Raw genomic sequence first — 21,004 nt, 5'->3', positions numbered from 1 at the left:
AACGGCGATCTGAGGATCGCCGTTTTGCTTTTTGGGGGGTTGTGGAAGGCGATTAAAGAATAGCTCGATAGTGGGTCAACGCCTTGCTCGACCGAATCAGGCCTTGGCGAAAGAGCAGATCAAGATAGGTACCGACATCCATCGGCGGCATCTTTAGCTGTTTGCGTTGCCGTTGTGCTGCCGCGACAACCGCTGCCGGGTCCAGGTCAAAGAGATTGTCGACGAACTCGTCAGGATGCTGGGCCTCGATACCAAAAGGTCCGAGTGTTTCATCGGGAAAGTCTTTCTGATTAAAAGTCACGATGACACTGGCGTTGCAGCGTATGGCGACAGCCAGAACATGTCGGTCATCGATGTCGGGCAGTGTGAGCCCTTCGATCAGCTTTTCGTAACCGGATACGCAAGCATCGGGTATGGCTTGATCCATTAAGTCGGACGTGCGATCCAATTGCTCTGTTGTCAGGTCCGGACGGTTTTTCAGCAGATTGCGCTTCCATTCGTTGTGTATCTCCAGTGACCATCGCGCCCTGAAACGTCCTGAGAGCGCGAGCCACATCAGAAAATCTCTCAAGGGGGCGGGGTACAGAACACATGCGTCATATACAGCGGTAAAAGGGGAATGCCTCACTCGTATCCTGTCCTTAACGCTTGTGCTTGCTCGGCGAGAAGCGTCATTGCTTGCTCGCTGGCGGTGTCGCGCCGGTTTTTATAGTCCATCAAATCGGCAAAGCGCACACGTCGGTGCTTGCCGGTTTTGTGGTAGGACAACTCGCCGGATTCCAGCAGTTTGATCAGATGCGGGCGTGAGACATTGAGCAAGTCCGCCGCTTCCTGGGTGGTCAGTTCCGCGTGAACCGGGACGACCTTTACCGCATTGCCTTCAGCCAATGCAGCGAGGATGTCGACCAGCAATCGCAGGGCTGAGGTGGGCAGTTCGACGCTGTGAGCTTCATTCTGCTCGTCGAAAATCTGGATGCGTTGGGTTTCGAATTGAGTCGCGAGATAGGCAGCGAGGGCGCGCTGGCCTTCGATGGCGGCCTGAACTTCGCGTGCCATGGGCAAATTGATCGGAGGGTGGATGACTAGGGACATGATGAAATTCCTACAATAGCGATGCTGAAAGGCTATTCGAATCAAACGAAAATCGCAATAAACGAAAAATGAACTTGTTTAAGGCTCCTTTGCCAGCAAGGTCTGCATTTAATTGACAGCCCTCGCAAGTCCGATCAAATCAACACCCTGTAAAACAACCGAGCGTCGTGATCCGGGTTTTTGTGCTTGAGTAAAAGTAACTCTAGGGTTATTTTTTGTTGGGCGGGAGCAAGGAGGCTGGTGGTGCAGAGCAGGTTATTGATCAAGGAACTGATAGAGGCGGGCTGGACACTGGACCGGGTCACCGGCAGTCATCACATTTTCACTCACCGTTACAACCCTTACACGATACCCGTCCCTCATCCGAAGAAGGATTTGCCGGTCGGGACGGTCAAAAGCATCAGGAGGCGAGCCGGGCTTTATTGCCCGGGAGCCAGTTTGGCAGGAGATCCATAATGCAATATCCAATCTGTATCGAGTGGGGCGACGAGAACACCGCCATCGGTATTCAGATCCCCGATATTCCTGGTGCCGTTACGGCCGGGGATACGTTTGAAGAGGCTTACAACGCGGCGGTCGAAATTGCCCACATCATGTTGCAGGAGATCATGGCAGGCGGGGAGTCAATTCCGATGCCGACCTCAGCGGCTGCGCACCGCGTGAATCCGGAATTTGCCGACATGGGTTGGGGGATGCTGGAACTCGACATCTCGCCGTATCTGGGCAAGACCGAGAAAGTCAACGTGACGCTGCCTGGCTACGTGATCCAGCGCATTGACCGCTATGTGCGAGAGCACAATGTCAAAAGTCGCTCCTCCTTTCTCGCGGATGCGGCGATGGAGAAGCTGGTTCGGCATTGAGTGGTATCAGTCGAATCGCCTTCGCGGGCAAGCCTCAAACCATTACCCCTAAATGTGGGAGCGAGGCTTGCCCGCGAAGCTTTTAGCGTCCTAAGCCGTTGCCAACGAACGCCTTTGCGAAACACTCAAAAACCGCAACAACGCCAACAGTGGAAACGCACTACCCACAATCACGATCCACAGCCAGCCGCCATGCTCATACACCGCGCTGGCCACCGAAGAACCAAACGCGCCGCCGATGAAGATGCTGGTCATGTACAGCGCATTCAGACGTCCGCGGCTTTTGGCGTCGAGGGTGTAGACCGCTCGTTGGCCAAGGACCATGTTCATCTGCACGCAGAAATCCAGCACCACCCCCGTCACGGCCAGGCCGATAACGCTGTAGACCGGGTGGATGAAGGCGGGCAGGAAGCTCAGGCTGGCGAATAGCAGGGCCAGCAGCGAGGCGATGCGGGTGTGGCCGGCATCCGCCAATCGACCGGCGATGGGGGCGGCAATCGCACCGATGGCGCCGACCAGGGCGAAGATCGCGATCTGGGTTTGCGACAAGCCATGATTGCGCGACAGTTCCAGCGGCACTGCAGTCCAGAACAGGCTGAAGGTGGCGAACATGCAGGCTTGGTAAAACGCGCGCTGACGTAACACCGCGCTGCTGACGCAATAGCGTCCAGAGCGAACCCAACAACTGACCATAAGAAGCACTGTGATCAGGCTGGCGCTTGGGGATGGTCAAGGCCAGAACCATGCTGATGGCCGCCATCAATACCGCAGCGATGATGAACATCGCACGCCAGCCGAAGTGGTCGGCTATTACGCTGGATACCGGTCGAGCCAGCAGAATCCCCAGCAGCAAACCACCCATGATACCGCCGACCACGCGGCCGCGCGATTCTTCGGGCGCCAGATGAGCGGCCAGTGGAATCAGGATCTGTACCGACACCGAGCTGAACCCCACCAGCAACGAGATGAGCAAAAACACGTTCGGCTGGTCGGTGAACGCCGCGCCCAGCAAACTGGCAATCGCCACCACGGTGGTGATGATCATCAAACGGCGGTTTTCCAGCAGATCACCCAACGGCACCAGAAAGAACAGGCCTAACGCATAACCAATCTGCGTCAGCGAAACGATCAGGCTGGCCATGGTGTCGGTCAGGCCGATGTCCGGCGCGATCAGACCGATGATCGGCTGGGCGTAGTAGATATTGGCCACGATAGCGCCGCAACAGAAGGCAAAGAGCAGCACCATCCCTGGGGTCATTGTCGCGGCGCCGAGGGACACCTGAGTCGTTGGATTCATAACGGGGCTCGTTGAACAAAAAGGAATGCGCAGAGGCTAATCGGCTGGCTGGAGCTGCGGAAGGGGGAATAGGGTGATAGTCATCATGCCTCTGAAGAATGATAGAGAGAGGCCGTTTATTTGAACCGATTGCATGCTCGATTGCGGCGGGCAAGGACCCCTCCGATGTAACAGCATGACGCAATCTCCCGTAGGAGCTGCCGAAGGCTGCGATCTTTTGACCTTGATCTGAAAATCAAAATCAAAAGATCGCAGCCTTCGGCAGCTCCTACAAAAAAGGCGACCTATGAAGGTCGCCTTTTCATTGGCCTCAGAATTACTGACCGCTGTAAATCTGATCAAAAACCCCGCCATCATTGAAGTGGGTCTTCTGCACAGTGCGCCAGTCACCAAAGGTCTTCTCCACCGAAAGGAAATCAACCTTCGGGAAACGATCGGTGTACTTGGCCAATACCGCCGGATCACGCGGACGCAGGTAGTTGGCCGCCGCAATCTCTTGACCTTCCGGCGACCACAGGTACTTCAAATATTTCTCGGCAGCAGCGCGAGTGCCTTTTTTCTCGACCACTTTGTCGACCACGGACACGGGCGGTTCTGCCTCAGCGGAAACGCTTGGGTAGATCACTTCGAACTGGTCGCGGCCAAACTCACGCGCAATCATTTCCGCTTCGTTTTCGAAGGTCACCAGCACGTCGCCGATCTGGTTGGTCATGAACGTGGTGGTCGCTGCACGGCCGCCGGTATCCAACACTGGCGCTTGTTTGAACAGTTTGCCGACGAAAGCTTTGGCCTTGTTCTCGTCACCGCCGTTTTTCAGTACATAACCCCAGGCCGAAAGGTAGGTGTAGCGGCCGTTGCCCGAGGTTTTCGGGTTAGGGACGATCACTTGCACGCCGTCCTTGAGCAGGTCCGGCCAGTCTTTCAGGGCTTTCGGGTTGCCTTTGCGCACGATGAACACGGTGGCCGAGGTGAATGGCGCGCTGTTGTTTGGCAGGCGCGTGACCCAGTTGTCCGGGACCAGTTTGCCGTTGTCTGCCAGGGCATTGATGTCGGTGGCCATGTTCATGGTGATGACGTCAGCCGGCAGACCATCGATCACTGAACGCGCCTGTTTGCTGGAGCCGCCGAAGGACATTTGCACCGTGATGTTTTCGTTGTGCTCGGCTTGCCAGTGCTTCTGGAAGGCAGCGTTGTAGTCCTTGTAGAAATCTCGCATCACGTCGTAGGAAACGTTAAGCAGGGTCGGTGCAGCCTGTGCCACGCTGCCCAGGGCCAGCCCAGCGGCCAGAAGTGAGGCGCCAAAGAGTTTTTTCACTGCGCATTCCTTGTTCTGTTATGTAGGAGCTGCCGCAGGCTGCGATCTTTTGATCTTGATTTTCAAGAGCAAGATCAAAAGATCGCAGCCTGCGGCAACTCCTACAGGTTATTTGTCAGTTATCAAAGGCAGCGACTATAGCCGGGCTCGCATAGTCCTTTAAAGATTAAAAAGCACTTTGCTTATTCCAGTTTCTTGAACAGCGCATTGCCGCAACGCGAGCAAAATGCGGCGCCGTGTTCGTGGCTGTTTTTCTTGCAAGTCGGGCAATCGTGTTGCAATTGTTCGCCGCGCATGGCGTTAGCCAGTTCCGCGGTGAAGATCCCTGTGGGCACGGCGATGATCGAGTAACCGGTGATCATCACCAGCGACGAAACTACCTGACCCAGCGGCGTCTTGGGCACGATGTCGCCGAAGCCCACAGTGGTCAGTGTGACGATGGCCCAATAGATGCCTTTGGGGATGCTGGTGAAACCATGTTCCGGGCCTTCGATCACGTACATCAGCGTGCCGAACACCGTCACCAGGGTGCTGACGCTGAGCAGAAACACCACGATCTTCTGCTTGCTGCCGCGTAACGCCGTCATCAAATAGTTGGCTTGCTTCAGGTACGGGCTGAGCTTGAGCACGCGGAAAATCCGCAGCATCCGGATGATCCGGATAATCAGCAGGTACTGCGCATCGCTGTAATACAACGCAAGAATGCCGGGCACAATTGCCAGCAAGTCCACCAGCCCATAGAAGCTGAATGCATAGCGCAGCGGCTTGGGCGAGCAGTACAGGCGCAGACCGTATTCGATGGCGAAAACGATGGTGAAGCCCCATTCGATGTACGCCAATAGGTCAGCATAGTTCTGGTGGACGCTGTCGATACTGTCCAGAACCACGATCACCAGGCTTGCCAGGATGATCAGCAGCAGAATGCTGTCGAAGCGGCGACCGGCCGGGGTATCGGATTGGAAAATGATGACGTAAAGGTCTTCACGCCAGTTTTTATTGCTGTCCATGGAAAACGCCTGAACCAGGAATCAACGAAGCCTAGGTCGATTCTCCCCGGTAGCGCAAGGCGCGCTGTCCATGGTGGCCTGACGCAGTACCCGAATGCCTGCGCGAATCAGCCAGCAGGCGAGGATGAAGGGCGCCGTCAGCGTTGCCAGCCCCAATGTGGCGAACCCCGGCGTGAACAACACCACCAGCAGGATTCCCAACAATGGCAGCCAAGGCTTGCGACGATTTTGGCTGAAGGCGAGGGCGGCGAGCACGGCGTTGTAACCGCTCAAACCCAGCAGCGCGGTTGCTGTTTCATGATGCAGAAGGGCGAAACCGAGGCCGGCAGCGGAGCCGAGCAGCGCCCACAGGAAGGCACGACGGTCAGCGATCAGCAAACCCGCGGCAATCAGAGCACCGGCCAGCGGATGACCAAGAAACAACACCTGACCGAGCCCTTTCAATGACGCGGCGAGCAAGTTGAGTGTGGTCATTTCGATCAGCGGCGCGGGTTGCTGGGGAGCGGCAAACGACAGCAGCAACCAGCTTATCCCGACGAAGGGCGCGGTGTAGGCGGGAAGGCAGTCATGATCGCGCGAATGCTTGAGCCATTGCTGGGTGAGCATCGCACTCAGGCCGCCAGCAGCAATGATCAGCGGCGGCAATAACGCTGACCACGGGAAGTAAAGGCTCAGCAGCAGACCGAGCAGAATACCGTTGTAACTGAACAGCCCGGCCTGACGATCCGCCTTGGTGTACCCGCGACGCTGCGCGGTGAGCAACCCGGCGACCCCTCCCAGCAACGCACCGCCGAGCAGGGCCGGAGCGCTGAACAGAATCGCCAACAGACACAGAAGACCGCACAGCGGATGACGCTGGAGAAAGATTTGGCTGAAGCCATTGAGCAGGGCAGTGGCCCAGTCGTGGCAGTGGGTGTTGAAGTGGTGGGCAGGCATGGGTGGGGTCTAGGGCAGAGAAAATCCAGGGTCTTGCACAAAAACTGTGGCGAGGGAGCTTGCTCCCGCTGGGTTGCGGAGCAGCCCTGAAATCAGCAATGCGGTCTTTCTGTTGAAACCGTCATGCCAAAGCGACGACTGCTTCGCAGCCGAGGGGGAGCAAGCTCCCTCGCCACAGGGGTACAGGAGTAGTTCTTTAAATCAACGTCTCAATGCGCAGTGAGTTGGTCGACCCCGGCTGCCCAAACGGCACTCCCGCGGTGATCAACAACGTATCGCCGCGTTGAGCCATGCCCTGTGCCTGGGCAATCTCCAATGCCGTCGAGCACACTTCATCCACCTGGCGTAGCCGATCGTTGACCACCGAATGCACGCCCCACGCCACCGTCAAGCGTCGCGCGGTTTGCAGATTCGGCGTCAGGTTGAGGATCGGCACCGTCGGCCGTTCCCGCGCCGCCCGCAGGCTCGATGTGCCGGACTCGCTGTAATTCACCAGCACCGCCACCGGCAGCACGTTGCTGATGCGGCGGATTGCGCAGCTGATCGCGTCCGACACCGTGGCCTCGGCTTTCGGTCGGCTCACGTCCAGTTGGGCTTGATAGTCCGGGCCGTTTTCCACCTGACGGATGATCTTGCTCATCATCTGCACCGCTTCCAGCGGATACTCGCCGGACGCGGTTTCCGCCGACAGCATCACCGCGTCCGCGCCTTCGGCCACCGCGTTGGCGACGTCGGTGACTTCGGCGCGGGTCGGGGCCGGGGAGAAGCGCATCGACTCCAGCATCTGCGTCGCCACCACCACCGGTTTGCCGAGTTGGCGGCAAGTGCTGATGATGTTCTTCTGAATCTGCGGCACGCTCTCGGCCGGCACTTCCACCCCCAGGTCACCGCGAGCGACCATGATCGCATCGCTCAATTCGGCGATTTCCCGCAGTTGAGTCACGGCCGATGGCTTCTCGATCTTCGCCATCAAAAACGCCTTGTCGCCGATCAGTGCGCGGGCTTCGCGGATGTCTTGCGGGTGTTGCACGAACGACAGCGCGACCCAATCCACCCCCAGCTCCAGACCGAAGCTCAAGTCGCGACGATCCTTGGCGGTCAACGGGCTCAGATCCAGCACCGCTTGCGGCACGTTGACGCCTTTGCGATCCGACAGCTCACCGCCATTGAGCACCGTAGTGTCGATGGCGTCGGTGTATTTGGTCACCACCCGCAGGCGCAGCTTGCCGTCGTCCAGCAGCAGGTCCATGCCTGGTTCCAAGGCTGCAATGATTTCCGGGTGAGGCAAGTTGACCCGGCGCTCATCGCCCGGCGTCGGGTCCAGGTCCAGACGCAAGGCCTGACCGCGATGCAGCTGCACTTTGCCTTGGGCGAATTTGCCGACCCGCAATTTCGGGCCTTGCAGGTCCATCAGAATCCCCAACGGGTAATTCAGCTGGCGCTCGACTTCACGAATCCATTGATAGCGCTGTGCATGATCGGCGTGATCGCCGTGGCTGAAGTTCAGGCGAAAGATATTGACCCCGGCCTGCACCAGTTCACGGATGTCGTCGATTCCGTTAGTGGCCGGGCCAAGGGTGGCGAGGATTTTGACCTTCTTATCAGGCGTCATGTTCAGGGCTCTCGAGAATCAGGATGGCGCGGAAATCGTTAACGTTGGTGCGGGTCGGCTCGGTGACGATCAGCGCCTCTAGCGCGGCGAAATAGCCGTAGCCATTGTTGTTGTCCAGTTCATCACTTGCGCTCAGACCGAGGGCGGCGGCGCGGGCGTAACTGCCTGGGGTCATGATGGCGCCGGCGTTGTCTTCGGAGCCGTCGATGCCGTCGGTGTCACCCGCCAGCGCGTAGACGCCGGGCAGGCCTTTGAGGCTGTCGGTCAGGCTCAGCAGGAATTCGGCGTTACGCCCGCCACGGCCATTGCCGCGCACGGTGACGGTGGTTTCGCCGCCGGACAGAATCACGCAGGGCGCGGCCAGCGGCTGGCCGTGCTGGACAATCTGCCGCGCAATGCCGGCATGGACCTTCGCCACGTCCCGGGATTCACCTTCCAGATCGCCGAGAATCAACGGACTGAAACCGGCCTGGCGGGCTTTCACCGCTGCCGCTTCGAGCGATTGCTGTGGGCGGGCGATCAACTGGAAATGATTGCGGGCCAGGCTCGGATCGCCGGGTTTGACCGTTTCCGATTCCGGGCTTTGCAGCCAGTTACGCACCGAGGCCGGGACTTCGATGCCATAACGCTTGAGGATCGCCAGTGCTTCGGCCGAGGTGCTCGGGTCGGCCACGGTGGGGCCGGACGCGATGACCGTGGCCAGGTCGCCCGGTACATCGGAAATCGCATAGGTATAAACCGAGGCCGGCCAGCAGGCTTTGCCCAGACGACCGCCCTTGATGGCCGAGAGGTGCTTGCGCACGCAATTCATCTCGACGATGGTCGCGCCGGATTTGAGCAGGGCTTTGTTGATCGACTGTTTGTCGGCGAGGGTGATGCCGGCGGCGGGCAAGGCGAGGAGGGCAGAGCCACCGCCCGAGAGCAAGAAGATCACGCGGTCGTCTTCGCTCAGGTCGCTGACCAGTTCCAGCACCCGTTTCGCCACAGCCAACCCCGCCGCATCCGGCACCGGGTGCGCGGCTTCGACCACTTCGATTTTTTCGCACGGGGCGCCGTGACCATAACGAGTCACCACCAGGCCGGACACTTCGCCCTGCCAGCAACCCTCGACCACCTGGGCCATGGCCGCTGCGGCTTTACCCGCGCCGATGACGATCACCCGACCGCTGCGATCTTTGGGCAAATGTGCTTCGAGGATGTGCTGCGGATGGGCCGCGTCGATGGCTGTGGCAAACAGCTCGCGCAGCAATTGTTGCGGATCGGCCGACATGGCGGGCTCCCGGAATTCTTGTTATTGGAGGAAGGCGAAAGCAAGTATTGGGACGCGGTCCTGTGGGAGCTGGCTTGCCTGCGATTCAGGCAACGCGGTCTTTCAGGTAGACCGAGTCGATGGCATCGCAGGCAAGCCAGCTCCCACAGGAACCTAGCCAGTTTCAGATCGGTGTTATTTATCTCGAATCGAGAAATTCGCCATGTGTTCCAGGCCCTTGATCAGCGCCGAGTGGTCCCAGTTGCTACCACCGATGGCCGCGCAGGTGCTGAACACTTGCTGGGTATTGGCGGTGTTCGGCAGGTTGATACCCAATTCGCGAGCGCCGGCCAGGGCCAGGTTCAGGTCCTTCTGGTGCAGGCTGATGCGGAAGCCCGGCTCGAAGGTGCCCTTGATCATGCGTTCGCCGTGAACTTCAAGAATCTTCGACGAGGCGAAACCTCCCATCAGCGCTTCGCGCACCTTGGCCGGATCGGCACCGTTTTTCGAGGCGAACAGCAACGCTTCGGCCACCGCCTGGATGTTCAACGCGACGATGATCTGATTAGCCACTTTCGCGGTTTGACCGTCGCCGTTGCCGCCCACCAGGGTGATGTTCTTGCCCATGGCCTGGAACAGCGGTAGGGCGCGTTCGAACGCATCGGCATCGCCACCGACCATGATGCTCAGGGTCGCAGCCTTGGCCCCGACTTCACCACCGGACACCGGCGCGTCGAGGTACTGCGCGCCTTTCTCGTTAATTTTCGCAGCGAAGGCTTTGGTGGCGGTCGGCGAGATCGAGCTCATGTCGATCACCACTTTGCCCTTGCTCACGCCTGCCGCAACGCCGTCGGCGCGGAACAGTACGTCATCGACCTGCGGGGTATCCGGGACCATGACAATGATGAACTCGGCTTCCTGGGCTACTTCTTTCGGGTTGGCCAGGGCGACGGCGCCAGCGGCCACCAGGTCGGCAGGTGCCGGGTCGTGATGCGCCGACAGGAACAGGCTGTGACCGGCTTTCTGCAGGTTCAACGCCATTGGGTGGCCCATGATGCCGGTGCCGATAAATCCGATTTTAGCCATGAGAAAATCCTCTTGTTTTTATGTTGCTCAAGCAAATGGGAGAAAGCTTTTGGTGGGAGCGGGCTTGCTCGCGAAAGCGGTGGATCAGTCAACATAGATGTTGAATGTCAGGGCCTCTTCGCGAGCAAGCCCGCTCCCACAGTGTTTTGTGCTGATCAGTCAAATCGCGTTATGGGTTTTCAACCAGTCCAAGCCCGCTTCAGTGGTGGTCAGCGGCTTGTATTCGCAGCCAACCCAACCCTGATAACCGATGCGGTCCAGGTGTTCGAACAGGAAGCGGTAATTGATTTCACCGGTCCCCGGTTCGTTGCGCCCTGGGTTGTCGGCCAACTGGATGTGATTGATCTCGCCCAAATGCGCGGCCATGGTGCGAGCCAGGTCGCCCTCCATGATTTGCATGTGATAGATGTCGTATTGCAGGAACAGGTTGGCGCTGCCGACTTGTTCGCGAATCGATAGGGCTTGCGCCGTGTTGTTCAGATAGAAGCCTGGGATGTCGCGGGTGTTGATCGCTTCCATCACCAGTTTGATGCCCGCCGCTTGCAGCTTGTCGGCCGCGTATTTGAGGTTGGCAACGAAGGTCTTTTCCACGGTGGCATCGTCGACACCTTGTGGACGAATACCGGCCAGGCAGTTGACCTGGGTGTTGCCCAGCACTTTGGCGTAAGCGATGGCCAGATCGACACCGGCGCGAAATTCTTCGATCCGATCCGGCAGGCACGCGATACCGCGCTCGCCCTTGGCCCAGTCACCGGCCGGCAGGTTGAACAGCACCTGGGTCAAGCCATTGGCATCGAGCCTGGCCTTGATTTCGGCGGAGCTGAAATCGTAGGGAAACAGGTATTCGACACCACTGAAGCCGGCCTTGGCGGCAGCGTCGAAACGGGCAAGAAAATCCTGCTCTGTGAACAGCATGGACAGGTTGGCTGCGAAACGCGGCATGGTGGTCTCCCGTGTAGATGTGGTCATCGTTCCCAGATCCCTGTGGGAGCGGGCTTGCTCGCGAAAGCGGTGTATCAGGCGACATCAATGTTGACTGTGCCGTCGCCTTCGCGAGCAAGCCCGCTCCCACACTGGGAACGATCAGCAGTTAATCGAGCAGCGAAATCGCCGTTGGCGCATCGTTGCCGACCAGCGCCAGGTCTTCGAATTCGTTGACGGCGTTGATCTCGGTGCCCATGGAAATGTTGGTCACGCGCTCCAGAATGATTTCGACGATCACCGGCACCTTGAACTCCTCGATCAGTTCCTGAGCCTTGCGCAAGGCAGGCTGGATCTGAGCCGGTTCGAACACCCGCAGTGCCTTGCAACCCAGGCCTTCGGCGACCGCGACATGGTCGACACCGTAACCGTTGAGTTCCGGCGCGTTGAGGTTGTCGAAAGACAACTGCACGCAGTAATCCATATCGAAACCGCGCTGAGCCTGACGGATCAGCCCCAGGTACGAGTTGTTCACGACCACGTGGATATACGGCAGCTTGAACTGCGCGCCCACCGCCAGTTCCTCGATCATGAACTGGAAATCGTAGTCGCCCGAGAGCGCCACAACCTTACGGGTCGGATCAGCCTTGACCACGCCGAGTGCGGCCGGAATGGTCCAGCCCAGCGGGCCGGCCTGGCCGCAGTTGATCCAGTGACGTGGCTTGTAGACGTGCAGGAACTGCGCGCCGGCAATCTGCGACAGACCGATGGTGCTGACATAGCAGGTGTCCTTGCCGAACACTTGGTTCATCTCTTCGTAAACCCGTTGCGGCTTGACCGGTACGTTGTCGAAGTGAGTCTTGCGCTGCAGGCTGGCTTTGCGTTGCTGGCAGTCTTGCAGCCAGGCGCTGCGGTTTTTCAGCTTGCCGGCGGCTTGCCATTCGCGGGCGACTTCGATGAACACAGTCAACGCGGCTGCGGCGTCGGACACGATGCCCAGATCTGGAGTGAATACGCGGCCGATCTGGGTCGGTTCGATGTCGACATGAATGAATTTGCGGCCTTCGGTGTAAACATCGACCGAACCGGTGTGACGGTTGGCCCAACGGTTACCGACGCCCAGTACCACGTCCGACTTCAGCATTGTGGCGTTGCCGTAACGGTGCGAGGTTTGCAGACCGACCATGCCCACCATCAGCGGGTGATCGTCCGGGATGGTGCCCCAGCCCATCAGGGTCGGGATCACTGGAATGCCAGTCAGCTCAGCGAACTCCACCAGCAACTCGCTGGCGTCGGCATTGATGATGCCGCCACCGGCGACCAGCAATGGACGTTCAGCCTGATCGAGCATGGCCAGAGCTTTCTCGATCTGCACGCGATTAGCGGTGGGCTTGGCCAGCGGCAGCGGTTCATAGGCGTCGATGTCGAATTCGATTTCAGCCATCTGCACGTCGAATGGCAAGTCGATCAGCACGGGGCCTGGGCGGCCGGAGCGCATTTCATAGAAGGCTTTCTGGAACGCGTAAGGCACCTGGCCCGGCTCCATGACGGTGGTCGACCACTTGGTGACCGGCTTGACTATGCTGGTGATATCGACGGCCTGGAAGTCTTCCTTGTGCATCCGGGCCCGGGGTGCCTGGCCGGTGATGCACAGGATCGGGATCGAGTCGGCCGAGGCGCTGTAGAGCCCGGTGACCATGTCGGTACCGGCCGGGCCGGAGGTGCCGATGCACACGCCGATATTGCCGGCCTTAGTGCGGGTATAGCCCTCGGCCATGTGCGAGGCGCCTTCAACGTGGCGAGCGAGGACGTGATCGATGCCACCGACCTTTTGCAAGGCGGAGTACAGCGGGTTGATCGCGGCGCCCGGGATGCCAAAAGCGGTATCAACCCCTTCACGGCGCATCACCAGAACGGCGGCTTCGATTGCTCTCATTTTGCTCATTATTTTGTGCCTCTTACGTTTTGTAATTGTATACAAGTGGCTTTGCGCAGAGTGTATTCACGGCGGACGGCGCAGGTCAATCCATTTTCTCAAGCAGCTGTTTCATTCGTCGGAAGCCCGAAGGACTGTGGCTTTTCGTCGCATGCGGCGCTTTTCGAGAATTATTGTATACAAAAAAATAATTCATTGTGTTCTATTTGTTGCATCGGATTGCGCAACAGAAAGCAATCCAACGGCTTTCCCAATAACAAAATGAGGACGGCACCATGAGCGCTTTAACCTTGAACGTCGCAGTCAATCTGGCCAACCAGGCCATCTGCGCAGGCCGCGCAATCTCTGCCGCGCCCTTGACCGTTGCCGTGCTGGACGCCGGCGGGCACTTGATAACGCTGCAACGCGAAGATGGGGCCAGCCTGTTACGCCCGCAGATCGCCATCGGCAAAGCCTGGGGCGCGATCGCCCTGGGCAAGGGCTCACGCCTGCTGGCCCAGGACGCCCAACAACGCCCGGCCTTCTTCGCCGCGCTGAATAGCCTGGGGCAGGGCAGCGCCGTCCCGGTACCGGGCGGCGTGTTGATTCGGGATCAGGACGGGACTGTGTTGGGGGCGGTGGGCATCAGCGGTGATTTGTCTGATGTGGATGAGCAGTGTGCGATCAGGGCGATTGAGGGGCTGGGATTGAGGGCGGATGCGGGGGTGACGACTTGATTATTGGGTGACTGATCTACCGCCTTCGCGAGCAAGCCCGCTCCCACACTGATCGTCGGTGGACACAAATTGTGTGAACACCGCAGATCAACGGTGGGAGCGGGCTTGCTCGCGAAGGCGATGTACCAGACACATCCAGCTAAAAGTCTGTCCCACTATCCGATATTCGCTGATCTAACCTTTTCAGGATTTCATCCATGAAGGGGCAAAGGAATGCCTGAACTGTCAGCATCACATCGCCTGCGCATTGGTCGTTACGCAGAGCAAAACCGCATCTACCTACTGACGGCCAATACCCTTGGGCGGCAGCCTGTTTTCAAGGATTACACCTTGGGCAGGATGGTCGTACATCAATTCAAGCAAGCACAGGATCAGGGTTTTGCCGACTCCTTGGCCTTTGTGGTCATGCCTGACCATTTTCACTGGTTAATCCAGCTACAAAGAGGATCGCTGGGACAACTGATGTGTCAGACCAAATCGTTGAGTACTCGATCGATCAATGCGGCGGCTGGCAGGGTAGGCAGCCTTTGGCAGCAGAGTTTTCATGATCATGCATTGCGGCGAGAGGAGGATTTGGTGAAGCTCGCTCGATATGTTGTCGCGAACCCATTGCGGGCGGGGCTGATTGAAAAGCTTGGCGACTATCCGTTGTGGGATGCTGTCTGGGTTTGATGTGGGACCGAGTTGCCCCATTCGCGAGCAAGCCCGCTCCCACAGTTGATCTCGGTTGTTCACAGATTTTGTGTACGCAGTAGATCCATTGTGGGAGCGGGCTTGCTCGCGAAGCCGCACCGCGGTCTATCAGTCCAGCTCACACCCCTTAAGCACCAACCGGATAATTGTCTGCGCCGCCGCTTCATAGTCGGCCTCATCCAGCTTGGCTTTACCGGTAACCGCAGAGATCTGCCAATCAAAGTCGGCATAGGTCTGGGTCGCGGCCCAGATGCTGAACATCAGGTGGTTAGGGTCGATCGGGGCGATCTGGCCGCGGTCGATCCAGGTCTGGATGCAGTCGATGTTGTGCCTGGCCTGGCCATTGAGCTGCTCGACCAGGTCGGAGCTCAGGTGCGGGGCGCCGTGCATGATTTCGCTGGCGAACACTTTGGAGGCGAAGGGCAGGTCACGGGAGATGCGGATTTTCGAGCGAATGTAGCCGCTCAGCACTTCGCTGGGCACGCCATCGGCGTTGAACGGCGTCGAGGCCTGCAGGATTGGCTCGATGATGCTTTCCAGGACCTCGCGGTAGAGATTTTCCTTGGATTTGAAGTAGTAGTAGACGTTAGGCTTGGGGAGCCCGGCCTTGGCCGCGATGTCACTGGTTTTGGTCGCAGCGAAGCCCTTGTCGGCAAATTCTTCACTGGCGGCACGCAGGATCAGTTCTTTGTTGCGCTCGCGGATGGTGCTCATAAACCAAGGAGTTCCTTGCCTGTTCTGGCGGTTGCGCATGGTAGCACCGGCCTCGCGCGGCGCTCAAGAATGCCCCGTCTGGCCTCGGGTCGCGCTATGCTGCGCACCATTCATTCAAGAAGGAAACCTGATTCATGGCGGGAAGCAGTTTGCTGGTGCTGATCGACGACATCGCCACCGTACTGGACGATGTGGCGTTGATGACCAAAATGGCCGCGAAGAAGACCGCCGGCGTGCTTGGCGACGATCTGGCGCTCAACGCCCAGCAGGTTTCCGGCGTGCGTGCCGAGCGGGAAATCCCGGTGGTGTGGGCGGTGGCCAAGGGTTCGTTCCTCAACAAACTGATCCTGGTGCCCTCGGCCTTGGCCATCAGTGCGTTCATTCCGTGGCTGGTCACGCCATTGTTGATGGTCGGTGGCGCTTACCTGTGCTTTGAAGGCTTCGAGAAACTCGCGCACAAATTCCTGCACAGCAAAGCTGAAGATCAGGCCGAACACGCAGAACTGGTCGAGGCCGTGGCCAACCCGGCGGTCGATCTGGTGGCGTTCGAAAAGGACAAGATCAAGGGGGCGATCCGTACCGACTTCATTCTCTCGGCAGAAATCATCGCCATCACCCTGGGCACTGTGGCTGACGCTTCGCTGACCTTGCAAGTGATCGTGCTCTCGGGCATTGCCATCGTCATGACCATTGGCGTTTACGGCCTGGTGGCCGGCATCGTCAAACTCGACGACCTCGGTCAGTGGCTGGCCCTCAAGCCCGGGCAGATGGCCAAGAGCATTGGCGGCGGAATTCTGCGTGCAGCGCCGTACATGATGAAAAGCCTGTCGGTGATCGGCACCGCGGCAATGTTTTTGGTCGGCGGCGGGATTCTGACCCATGGCGTGCCGGTGGTTCATCACTGGATCGAGAGTGTCAGCGCGAGTGCTGGCGGTGGCGGGTTTATCGTGCCGACGTTGCTCAATGCCGTGGCAGGGATTATTGCCGGTGCGGCGGTTTTGGTGGGAGTGATGGCGGTGAGCAAGACCTGGAAAGCAGTCAAAGGTTGAAGCCTGGCAATACGATCAAGTGTGGGAGCGGGCTTGCTCGCGAAGAGGTAATAACATTCAGCATCAATGTTGACTGTTATACCGCCTTCGCGAGCAAGCCCGCTCCCACAGTTGTTTTGTGGTGATGTCGACGAAATTACTCGGCAACCTGCAGCTTGCGCGATTCGGTGTACACGTAACGCACTTTTTCATATTCGAACGGCGTGTTCAGCTGACCGTAGCGGAAGCTGTTCTGATAGCGCCTGTCGATGATGCGCAGTGCCAGGACTTCCGGATGGTTGGAGCTGACTTCGGCTACGTTCAGGAAGTTGATCGCCGATTCGCCGGTGTAATCCACCACCAGGCCTGCAGTATCACGCAGATTCGACGGACCGAGGATCGGCAGCACGAAGTAGGCGCCGCCCGGTACGCCGTAGAAGCCCAATGTCTGACCGAAGTCTTCGCTCTGGCGCGGCAGTCCCATGGCGGTAGCGGGATCCCACAGGCCAGCGACACCGATGGTGGTGTTGAGCAGCAGGCGCGCGGTGGTTTCCATCGAACGCTGTCCCTTGAATTGCAGCAAGCTGTTCGCCAGGTTCGGCACATCGCCGACGTTGTTGAAGAAGTTGCTGACGCCGGTGCGCAGGAAGCTTGGGGTGATATAGCGATAGCCGTTGACCACGGGCAGGAACACCCATTGATCGAAACGGTAATTGAAGTGGTAGACGCGACGGTTCCATTCTTCCAGCGGGTCGTAGACGTTCAATGCGTTGAGCGTCGAACGTTCGAACTCGCGCTGATCCAGTCCCGGGTTGAATTTGAGTTTGCTCAGCGGTTGCTTGAAGCCGTCACTATCGACCACCACAGGGGCATTGGCTTTGCTGTTGTCGGCGTTGGCGACGCCTGCACAGAGTAACGCTGCGATCAGCAGAAGGTATTTAGCCACGGAAAAACTCCAGCATGGCATCGCTGTTGACGCGATAGTTGAGGTTGCCGCAATGGCCGCCCAATGGATAAACAGTCAAACGGTCGCCGAAGGTGCGGCGCAGAAACCCCAGATCGCCAGGGCCGAGGATCACATCGTCAGCGTTGTGCATGACGGAGATTTTCGGGCTGTCGTGCAGATAATCCTTGAGTGCATACAGACTGACTTGATCAATCAGTTGCAGCAGGCTGCCGCCATCGGTGCGGGCACGCCACATCGGGATGACCTGCTCGGTGAGGTAGCAGTCGAAGTCGCATTGCAGCGCGCGTTTGAGGAATGGCGTGAGGGTGGTGCCTTCGGTGATTGGGTATTTCGGTGGCGTGATCAGGCCGCGACGGTTGATCAGGTCCGAGGTGAAGGCGATATCGGCCGCCGAGAAACGGAACGAAGTGCCAATCAGCATGGCCATCTGCTCGTTGCTCAAGTGCTGCTTGGACTGCTGGAAGTCGTAGAGCAGGGCATCGTTGAGGTCGATGTAACCCTTCTGCTGGAAGTAGCGGGTCAGTTTGTCCAGCACCAGTTCATAGAAAGTGGTGGTGTTGTTGATGCCTTTCACCTCTGTCTGTACCAGCTTGTCCAGGTTGGTGACCGAGGTGTAAAGGTTGACCGGTGGGTTGAGTAGCAAGACTTTCTTGAAATTGAAACTGCGGCGGGTTTCATCCAGGTGCGCCACAAAAGCCGCATCCAGGGCACCGAGGCTGTAGCCGCTCAGGTAATACTCGGTGATCGGCAGTTTCGGATTTTGCGCCCGCACGGCCTGCATCACCCGGTACATGTCTTCGGCATCGTCCTTGGTCACGCCGGGGGTGGCGAAGCGCGAGGCGGCGGTCATGAAATCGAAGCTGGTGGGCGACGACAACTGGACCACGTGATAGCCGGCCTTGTAGTAAAGCTTTTTCAGGTACTCGTTGAGAGTGCTGTCATAGCGTGCACCTGTGCCGGAGATCAGGAAGATCAGGGGTGCGGGTTGGTCCTGTGTGGCGATGCGGTAGGTGAGTTTCTTTACCGGCCAGAAGTTGTCCGGCAGGCTGAACTCACGCTCGGGGCGCAACGTGACGCTGCGATCTTCCTGATTGATGTCGTCGTCCAGCGGCAGTTCCGGTCGTAACTCCGGCGGTGTCGTGGCGATAGTCGCCTCGAATGGGTTGGTCAGGGGGTAGCCGTAACTGGCGGCATCAATGTCGGCCGCCAGGGCGGACGCACTTAAAATCAAGCCGCCAAACAGGGCGGCGCAGCGCAAGGAACGGAGCATGACTAGATCCCTTAGAGGAAGGTGCCGGATGAAGTTCGCAGGCTATGACCATCGGATGTGCGTCAAAGTGCCATGCATCGGCACCAAACAGGCCTGATTTCGGAGCAATGGTAGCTGGACGATACACTTTGCAGCCATTTGATGAACAGTTATCTGTTGATGTCACTTGCTTACCGCGGATGGGGGATTAAGCTGGCCGCCGATTTCGTTTATTGGAGTGCTTCATGTCCCGCCGTTTGCCTGTGATCCTGTTGCTCGTTTTTCTGCCATTGTGGCTGGCTGCCAGTTATGGCGCGCGTTATGGCTTCATGGAGGATGCGCAATGGGTTGGCATCTGCGTGGATGAGGCCAGTCGCTGGGAATGCCAGGTTCGTTCGAACCTGGGGCTGATGATTCATTTCAAGGTACTGGGCTGGGTAGCATTGGCTGCCGCCGTGATTGGTTTTGTTCTGCCAGGGCGAGCGGGGTGGTGGCTGGCGGTGCTGGCACTGGTGTTCGGGTTTCCGGCGCTGGCGTTGTACAACACCACATTGGCGGTGTTTGCGGTGGTGATTGCTGCATTGCGTCTGGTCCGGGCGTCTCGTAGCGCCTGATGGACAGTCTTCGCGGGCAAGCCCGCTCCCACATATAACCGCGTTCTCATGCTAGATGCGGTCGAATGTGGGAGCGGGCTTGCTCGCGAAGAGGTCGGTAGACGCGCTGAAGATTATCCTTTGCGAACCCGCAAGCTGCGCCACAACGCCGCCACCATCAACACACTCACCAGCGCCCACCCCCAAGCCTGCTGGTTCTGCAAGCCTTCTTGATACAACTGCGGCGCAATGCCGGCGCCGATGATGAAGGTCAGCAGTGCAATTTCCCGGCGCGGCACATTGACCGGACGGCACAGGTACACCAACGCCGGCACGATGAACGCGACACTCGGAAAGCTGCGATAACGCGGATCGAACACCAGTTCCAGCATCATCACCGCCGCAGCAAAACCTGCCGCTGCCAGCCACCAGCCGGCGCGACGCTCCAGTGCATTGAAGGCGCGTCCACGCCAGCCGGTCCGAGCACTCAAAGTCAGCGCAGCATGGGCCAGCACCAACAGATTCAACCCCGTCAGCAAAGCGACCCATAGCCATTCACTGGCAAACCGTGTGGTCACTCGCGCCAGATCACCCCAGGCACCCATCGAACAGGCCGCCAGCGCGCCGAGCAGCGGCAGCACCAGCGCCGCGCGGGTGCTGCGGACGCGACCACCGAGAAACAGCGTGCCGATGAAGATCAAGCCACCCACCGCCAGCCATTGCGACCAGTACGGCACGTTCGAGACTGGCCCGGCGAGTACGCCCTTATCCTGACGATCGGCGTCGAACAATCCCCAATAACCCCCGACCGCACCTTCGCTGGCGCGTTTCCAGGGCTGGTCGAATGCCTCGATCAGGTTGTAATGCCAGCCTTGCTGTTCGGCCATGATCACAAAGCTGCGAATGAACTTGGCTTCGTTGACCCGGCTCGGCAAAGCGGTTTCGCGCTGACGGCCTTCGCTCGGCCAACCGGTTTCGCCAATCATCACGTCTTTGGGCGCAAATTTGTTGCCGAACACCTGACGCACTTCGGCCACATGCTGCAGCGCGGCGTCGATGTTCGACGGATCGTCTTCCCAGTACGGCAGCAAATGGATGGTCAGGAAATCCACCGCCGGAGCGATTTCGGGATGCTGGAGCCAGAACTCCCAGACGTCGGCGTAGGTCACCGGTTGTTTGACCTGGCTTTTGACCTTGTTAATCAGCGTCGCCAATTGGGCGCCGGTGACTTCCTTGCGCAGCAGGGTTTCATTACCTACGATCACTGAGGTCACTACATCGGCGTTGGCATTGGCCGAGGCGATCAGCAGGTCGACCTCTTTGGCGGTGTCCACCGGGTTGCTGTTGACCCAGGCGCCGATCATTAGCTTCAAGCCGTGCTTGCGTGCAAGGTCAGGCAGGGCTTCCAGGCCGGTCATGGAATAGGTGCGGATGCATTCGAAGCGGGTTGCCAGCAGTGCGAGGTCGGCGTCCATGCGCTCGGGGCGCAGTTTGAACGGTACATCGAACGGCGATTGGTCTTTGTCGAACGGGGTGTAGGAGGCACATTGAAGCTTGTGCGTCGCGCTGGCCACGTCCGGCAGGATCACCGGTTTGCCGAGTCCATACCAGAAGCCACCGAGGGCAAAAAGCCCCAGCAGGCAGGCAAATAAATAAGCAAAAAAAGGAAAGCGGGATGTCGCGGGCATGGTCAGGCCGTCTGGGAACAAAGCCGCGCATGTTACCTGCATTTG

At 58.7% G+C, this 21,004-nt stretch carries 20 protein-coding genes and 1 pseudogene; 6 read left to right on the top strand and 15 right to left on the bottom strand.

The window, feature by feature from the left end; genetic code table 11:
- Positions 1–52: 52 nt before the first annotated feature.
- Together ABH909_RS23825 and ABH909_RS23820 are read right to left on the bottom strand one after the other, a co-directional pair.
- A complete protein-coding gene (locus ABH909_RS23825) occupies positions 53–628 on the bottom strand; it encodes a PIN domain-containing protein (RefSeq protein ID WP_429437788.1) in 576 nt (191 codons plus the stop codon).
- On the bottom strand, positions 625–1,092 hold the full coding sequence (locus tag ABH909_RS23820; RefSeq protein ID WP_008073029.1) for a helix-turn-helix domain-containing protein: 468 nt from the start codon (positions 1,090–1,092) through the stop codon (positions 625–627). Before ABH909_RS23820 ends, ABH909_RS23825 begins: the two co-directional genes overlap by 4 nt.
- 243 nt (positions 1,093–1,335) lie before the next feature.
- On the opposite strand from ABH909_RS23820, the gene ABH909_RS23815 reads away from it, so the two are divergent.
- Positions 1,336–1,548, top strand: a complete 213-nt coding sequence (locus tag ABH909_RS23815; protein ID WP_427626725.1) for a type II toxin-antitoxin system HicA family toxin — start codon at positions 1,336–1,338, stop codon at positions 1,546–1,548.
- Positions 1,548–1,952 carry a type II toxin-antitoxin system HicB family antitoxin gene (locus ABH909_RS23810; RefSeq protein ID WP_429437785.1) on the top strand — a complete coding sequence of 135 codons (405 nt, stop codon included), beginning with the start codon at positions 1,548–1,550 and terminating at the stop codon, positions 1,950–1,952. Before ABH909_RS23815 ends, ABH909_RS23810 begins: the two co-directional genes overlap by 1 nt.
- 90 nt (positions 1,953–2,042) lie before the next feature.
- On the opposite strand, the pseudogene ABH909_RS23805 reads toward ABH909_RS23810, so the two are convergent.
- From ABH909_RS23805 to gcl, 9 genes and pseudogenes are all read right to left on the bottom strand, one after another.
- Positions 2,043–3,249, bottom strand: a pseudogene (locus tag ABH909_RS23805) (MFS transporter).
- Positions 3,250–3,565: 316 nt separating this feature from the next.
- The gene (locus ABH909_RS23800) at positions 3,566–4,564 is read right to left on the bottom strand and encodes a sulfate ABC transporter substrate-binding protein (RefSeq protein ID WP_429437782.1); all 999 of its coding nucleotides are present in this window, start codon (positions 4,562–4,564) and stop codon (positions 3,566–3,568) included.
- 182 nt (positions 4,565–4,746) lie between these two features.
- Positions 4,747–5,571 carry an ion transporter gene (locus ABH909_RS23795; protein ID WP_429437780.1) on the bottom strand — a complete coding sequence of 275 codons (825 nt, stop codon included), beginning with the start codon at positions 5,569–5,571 and terminating at the stop codon, positions 4,747–4,749.
- 21 nt (positions 5,572–5,592) lie between these two features.
- Entirely contained in the window at positions 5,593–6,507 is a 915-nt protein-coding gene (locus ABH909_RS23790; protein WP_429437777.1) for an urea transporter, read from the bottom strand.
- A gap of 196 nt (positions 6,508–6,703) precedes the next feature.
- On the bottom strand, positions 6,704–8,119 hold the full coding sequence (pyk, locus tag ABH909_RS23785; protein WP_429437774.1) for a pyruvate kinase: 1,416 nt from the start codon (positions 8,117–8,119) through the stop codon (positions 6,704–6,706).
- Positions 8,109–9,389, bottom strand: coding sequence for a glycerate kinase type-2 family protein (locus ABH909_RS23780; RefSeq protein WP_429437772.1), 1,281 nt, complete (start codon positions 9,387–9,389; stop codon positions 8,109–8,111). Before ABH909_RS23780 ends, pyk begins: the two co-directional genes overlap by 11 nt.
- Before the next feature lie 174 nt (positions 9,390–9,563).
- The gene (locus tag ABH909_RS23775) at positions 9,564–10,454 is read right to left on the bottom strand and encodes a 2-hydroxy-3-oxopropionate reductase (protein ID WP_429437769.1); all 891 of its coding nucleotides are present in this window, start codon (positions 10,452–10,454) and stop codon (positions 9,564–9,566) included.
- A 159-nt stretch (positions 10,455–10,613) separates the two neighbouring features.
- The gene (gene hyi / locus ABH909_RS23770) at positions 10,614–11,396 is read right to left on the bottom strand and encodes a hydroxypyruvate isomerase (RefSeq protein ID WP_429437766.1); all 783 of its coding nucleotides are present in this window, start codon (positions 11,394–11,396) and stop codon (positions 10,614–10,616) included.
- 148 nt (positions 11,397–11,544) lie between these two features.
- Complete coding sequence (gcl, locus tag ABH909_RS23765; RefSeq protein ID WP_007894263.1) at positions 11,545–13,320, bottom strand: glyoxylate carboligase; 1,776 nt, start codon at positions 13,318–13,320, stop codon at positions 11,545–11,547.
- A 266-nt stretch (positions 13,321–13,586) separates the two neighbouring features.
- On the opposite strand from gcl, the gene ABH909_RS23760 reads away from it, so the two are divergent.
- Both ABH909_RS23760 and ABH909_RS23755 read left to right on the top strand, forming a co-directional pair.
- Complete coding sequence (locus ABH909_RS23760; RefSeq protein ID WP_429437764.1) at positions 13,587–14,027, top strand: GlcG/HbpS family heme-binding protein; 441 nt, start codon at positions 13,587–13,589, stop codon at positions 14,025–14,027.
- 213 nt (positions 14,028–14,240) lie between these two features.
- A complete protein-coding gene (locus tag ABH909_RS23755; protein ID WP_429437761.1) occupies positions 14,241–14,699 on the top strand; it encodes an REP-associated tyrosine transposase in 459 nt (152 codons plus the stop codon).
- 129 nt (positions 14,700–14,828) lie between these two features.
- Here the strand turns inward: ABH909_RS23755 and ABH909_RS23750 are convergent, their stop codons facing one another.
- Entirely contained in the window at positions 14,829–15,434 is a 606-nt protein-coding gene (locus ABH909_RS23750; RefSeq protein WP_429437758.1) for a TetR/AcrR family transcriptional regulator, read from the bottom strand.
- A 134-nt stretch (positions 15,435–15,568) separates the two neighbouring features.
- Here ABH909_RS23750 and ABH909_RS23745 point away from each other — a divergent pair, with 134 nt between their 5' ends.
- Positions 15,569–16,483, top strand: coding sequence for a DUF808 domain-containing protein (locus ABH909_RS23745; RefSeq protein WP_429437756.1), 915 nt, complete (start codon positions 15,569–15,571; stop codon positions 16,481–16,483).
- A 136-nt stretch (positions 16,484–16,619) separates the two neighbouring features.
- On the opposite strand, the gene ABH909_RS23740 is transcribed toward ABH909_RS23745, so the two are convergent.
- Both ABH909_RS23740 and ABH909_RS23735 read right to left on the bottom strand, forming a co-directional pair.
- A complete protein-coding gene (locus tag ABH909_RS23740) occupies positions 16,620–17,408 on the bottom strand; it encodes an MlaA family lipoprotein (RefSeq protein ID WP_429437753.1) in 789 nt (262 codons plus the stop codon).
- Complete coding sequence (locus tag ABH909_RS23735) at positions 17,401–18,699, bottom strand: serine/threonine protein kinase (protein WP_429437751.1); 1,299 nt, start codon at positions 18,697–18,699, stop codon at positions 17,401–17,403. Before ABH909_RS23735 ends, ABH909_RS23740 begins: the two co-directional genes overlap by 8 nt.
- 224 nt (positions 18,700–18,923) lie before the next feature.
- Between ABH909_RS23735 and ABH909_RS23730 the strand changes: the two genes are divergently transcribed.
- Positions 18,924–19,292, top strand: a complete 369-nt coding sequence (locus tag ABH909_RS23730) for a hypothetical protein (protein ID WP_429437749.1) — start codon at positions 18,924–18,926, stop codon at positions 19,290–19,292.
- 113 nt (positions 19,293–19,405) lie between these two features.
- On the opposite strand, the gene ABH909_RS23725 is transcribed toward ABH909_RS23730, so the two are convergent.
- Positions 19,406–21,001, bottom strand: coding sequence for a beta (1-6) glucans synthase (locus ABH909_RS23725; RefSeq protein ID WP_429437746.1), 1,596 nt, complete (start codon positions 20,999–21,001; stop codon positions 19,406–19,408).
- Between the last annotated feature and the right edge of the window lie 3 nt (positions 21,002–21,004).

The sequence above is a fragment of the Pseudomonas sp. BS3782 TE3695 genome (assembly GCF_050435305.1).
Taxonomy (GTDB): Bacteria; Pseudomonadota; Gammaproteobacteria; order Pseudomonadales; family Pseudomonadaceae; genus Aquipseudomonas.
The sequence above is the reverse complement of the archived record's forward strand: the minus strand, read 5'-3'. Positions and strand labels throughout refer to the sequence as shown.

Coding starts and splice junctions, on each gene's coding strand:
- ABH909_RS23820 (WP_008073029.1), bottom strand. CDS start 1,092: ATGTCCCTAGTCATCCACCCTCCGATCAATTTGCCCATGGCACGCGAA.
- ABH909_RS23810 (WP_429437785.1), top strand. CDS start 1,548: ATGCAATATCCAATCTGTATCGAGTGGGGCGACGAGAACACCGCCATC.
- ABH909_RS23795 (WP_429437780.1), bottom strand. CDS start 5,571: ATGGACAGCAATAAAAACTGGCGTGAAGACCTTTACGTCATCATTTTC.
- ABH909_RS23790 (WP_429437777.1), bottom strand. CDS start 6,507: ATGCCTGCCCACCACTTCAACACCCACTGCCACGACTGGGCCACTGCC.
- pyk (WP_429437774.1), bottom strand. CDS start 8,119: ATGACGCCTGATAAGAAGGTCAAAATCCTCGCCACCCTTGGCCCGGCC.
- ABH909_RS23780 (WP_429437772.1), bottom strand. CDS start 9,389: ATGTCGGCCGATCCGCAACAATTGCTGCGCGAGCTGTTTGCCACAGCC.
- ABH909_RS23775 (WP_429437769.1), bottom strand. CDS start 10,454: ATGGCTAAAATCGGATTTATCGGCACCGGCATCATGGGCCACCCAATG.
- hyi (WP_429437766.1), bottom strand. CDS start 11,396: ATGCCGCGTTTCGCAGCCAACCTGTCCATGCTGTTCACAGAGCAGGAT.
- gcl (WP_007894263.1), bottom strand. CDS start 13,320: ATGAGCAAAATGAGAGCAATCGAAGCCGCCGTTCTGGTGATGCGCCGT.
- ABH909_RS23760 (WP_429437764.1), top strand. CDS start 13,587: ATGAGCGCTTTAACCTTGAACGTCGCAGTCAATCTGGCCAACCAGGCC.
- ABH909_RS23755 (WP_429437761.1), top strand. CDS start 14,241: ATGCCTGAACTGTCAGCATCACATCGCCTGCGCATTGGTCGTTACGCA.
- ABH909_RS23750 (WP_429437758.1), bottom strand. CDS start 15,434: ATGAGCACCATCCGCGAGCGCAACAAAGAACTGATCCTGCGTGCCGCC.
- ABH909_RS23745 (WP_429437756.1), top strand. CDS start 15,569: ATGGCGGGAAGCAGTTTGCTGGTGCTGATCGACGACATCGCCACCGTA.
- ABH909_RS23735 (WP_429437751.1), bottom strand. CDS start 18,699: ATGCTCCGTTCCTTGCGCTGCGCCGCCCTGTTTGGCGGCTTGATTTTA.
- ABH909_RS23730 (WP_429437749.1), top strand. CDS start 18,924: ATGTCCCGCCGTTTGCCTGTGATCCTGTTGCTCGTTTTTCTGCCATTG.
- ABH909_RS23725 (WP_429437746.1), bottom strand. CDS start 21,001: ATGCAGGTAACATGCGCGGCTTTGTTCCCAGACGGCCTGACCATGCCC.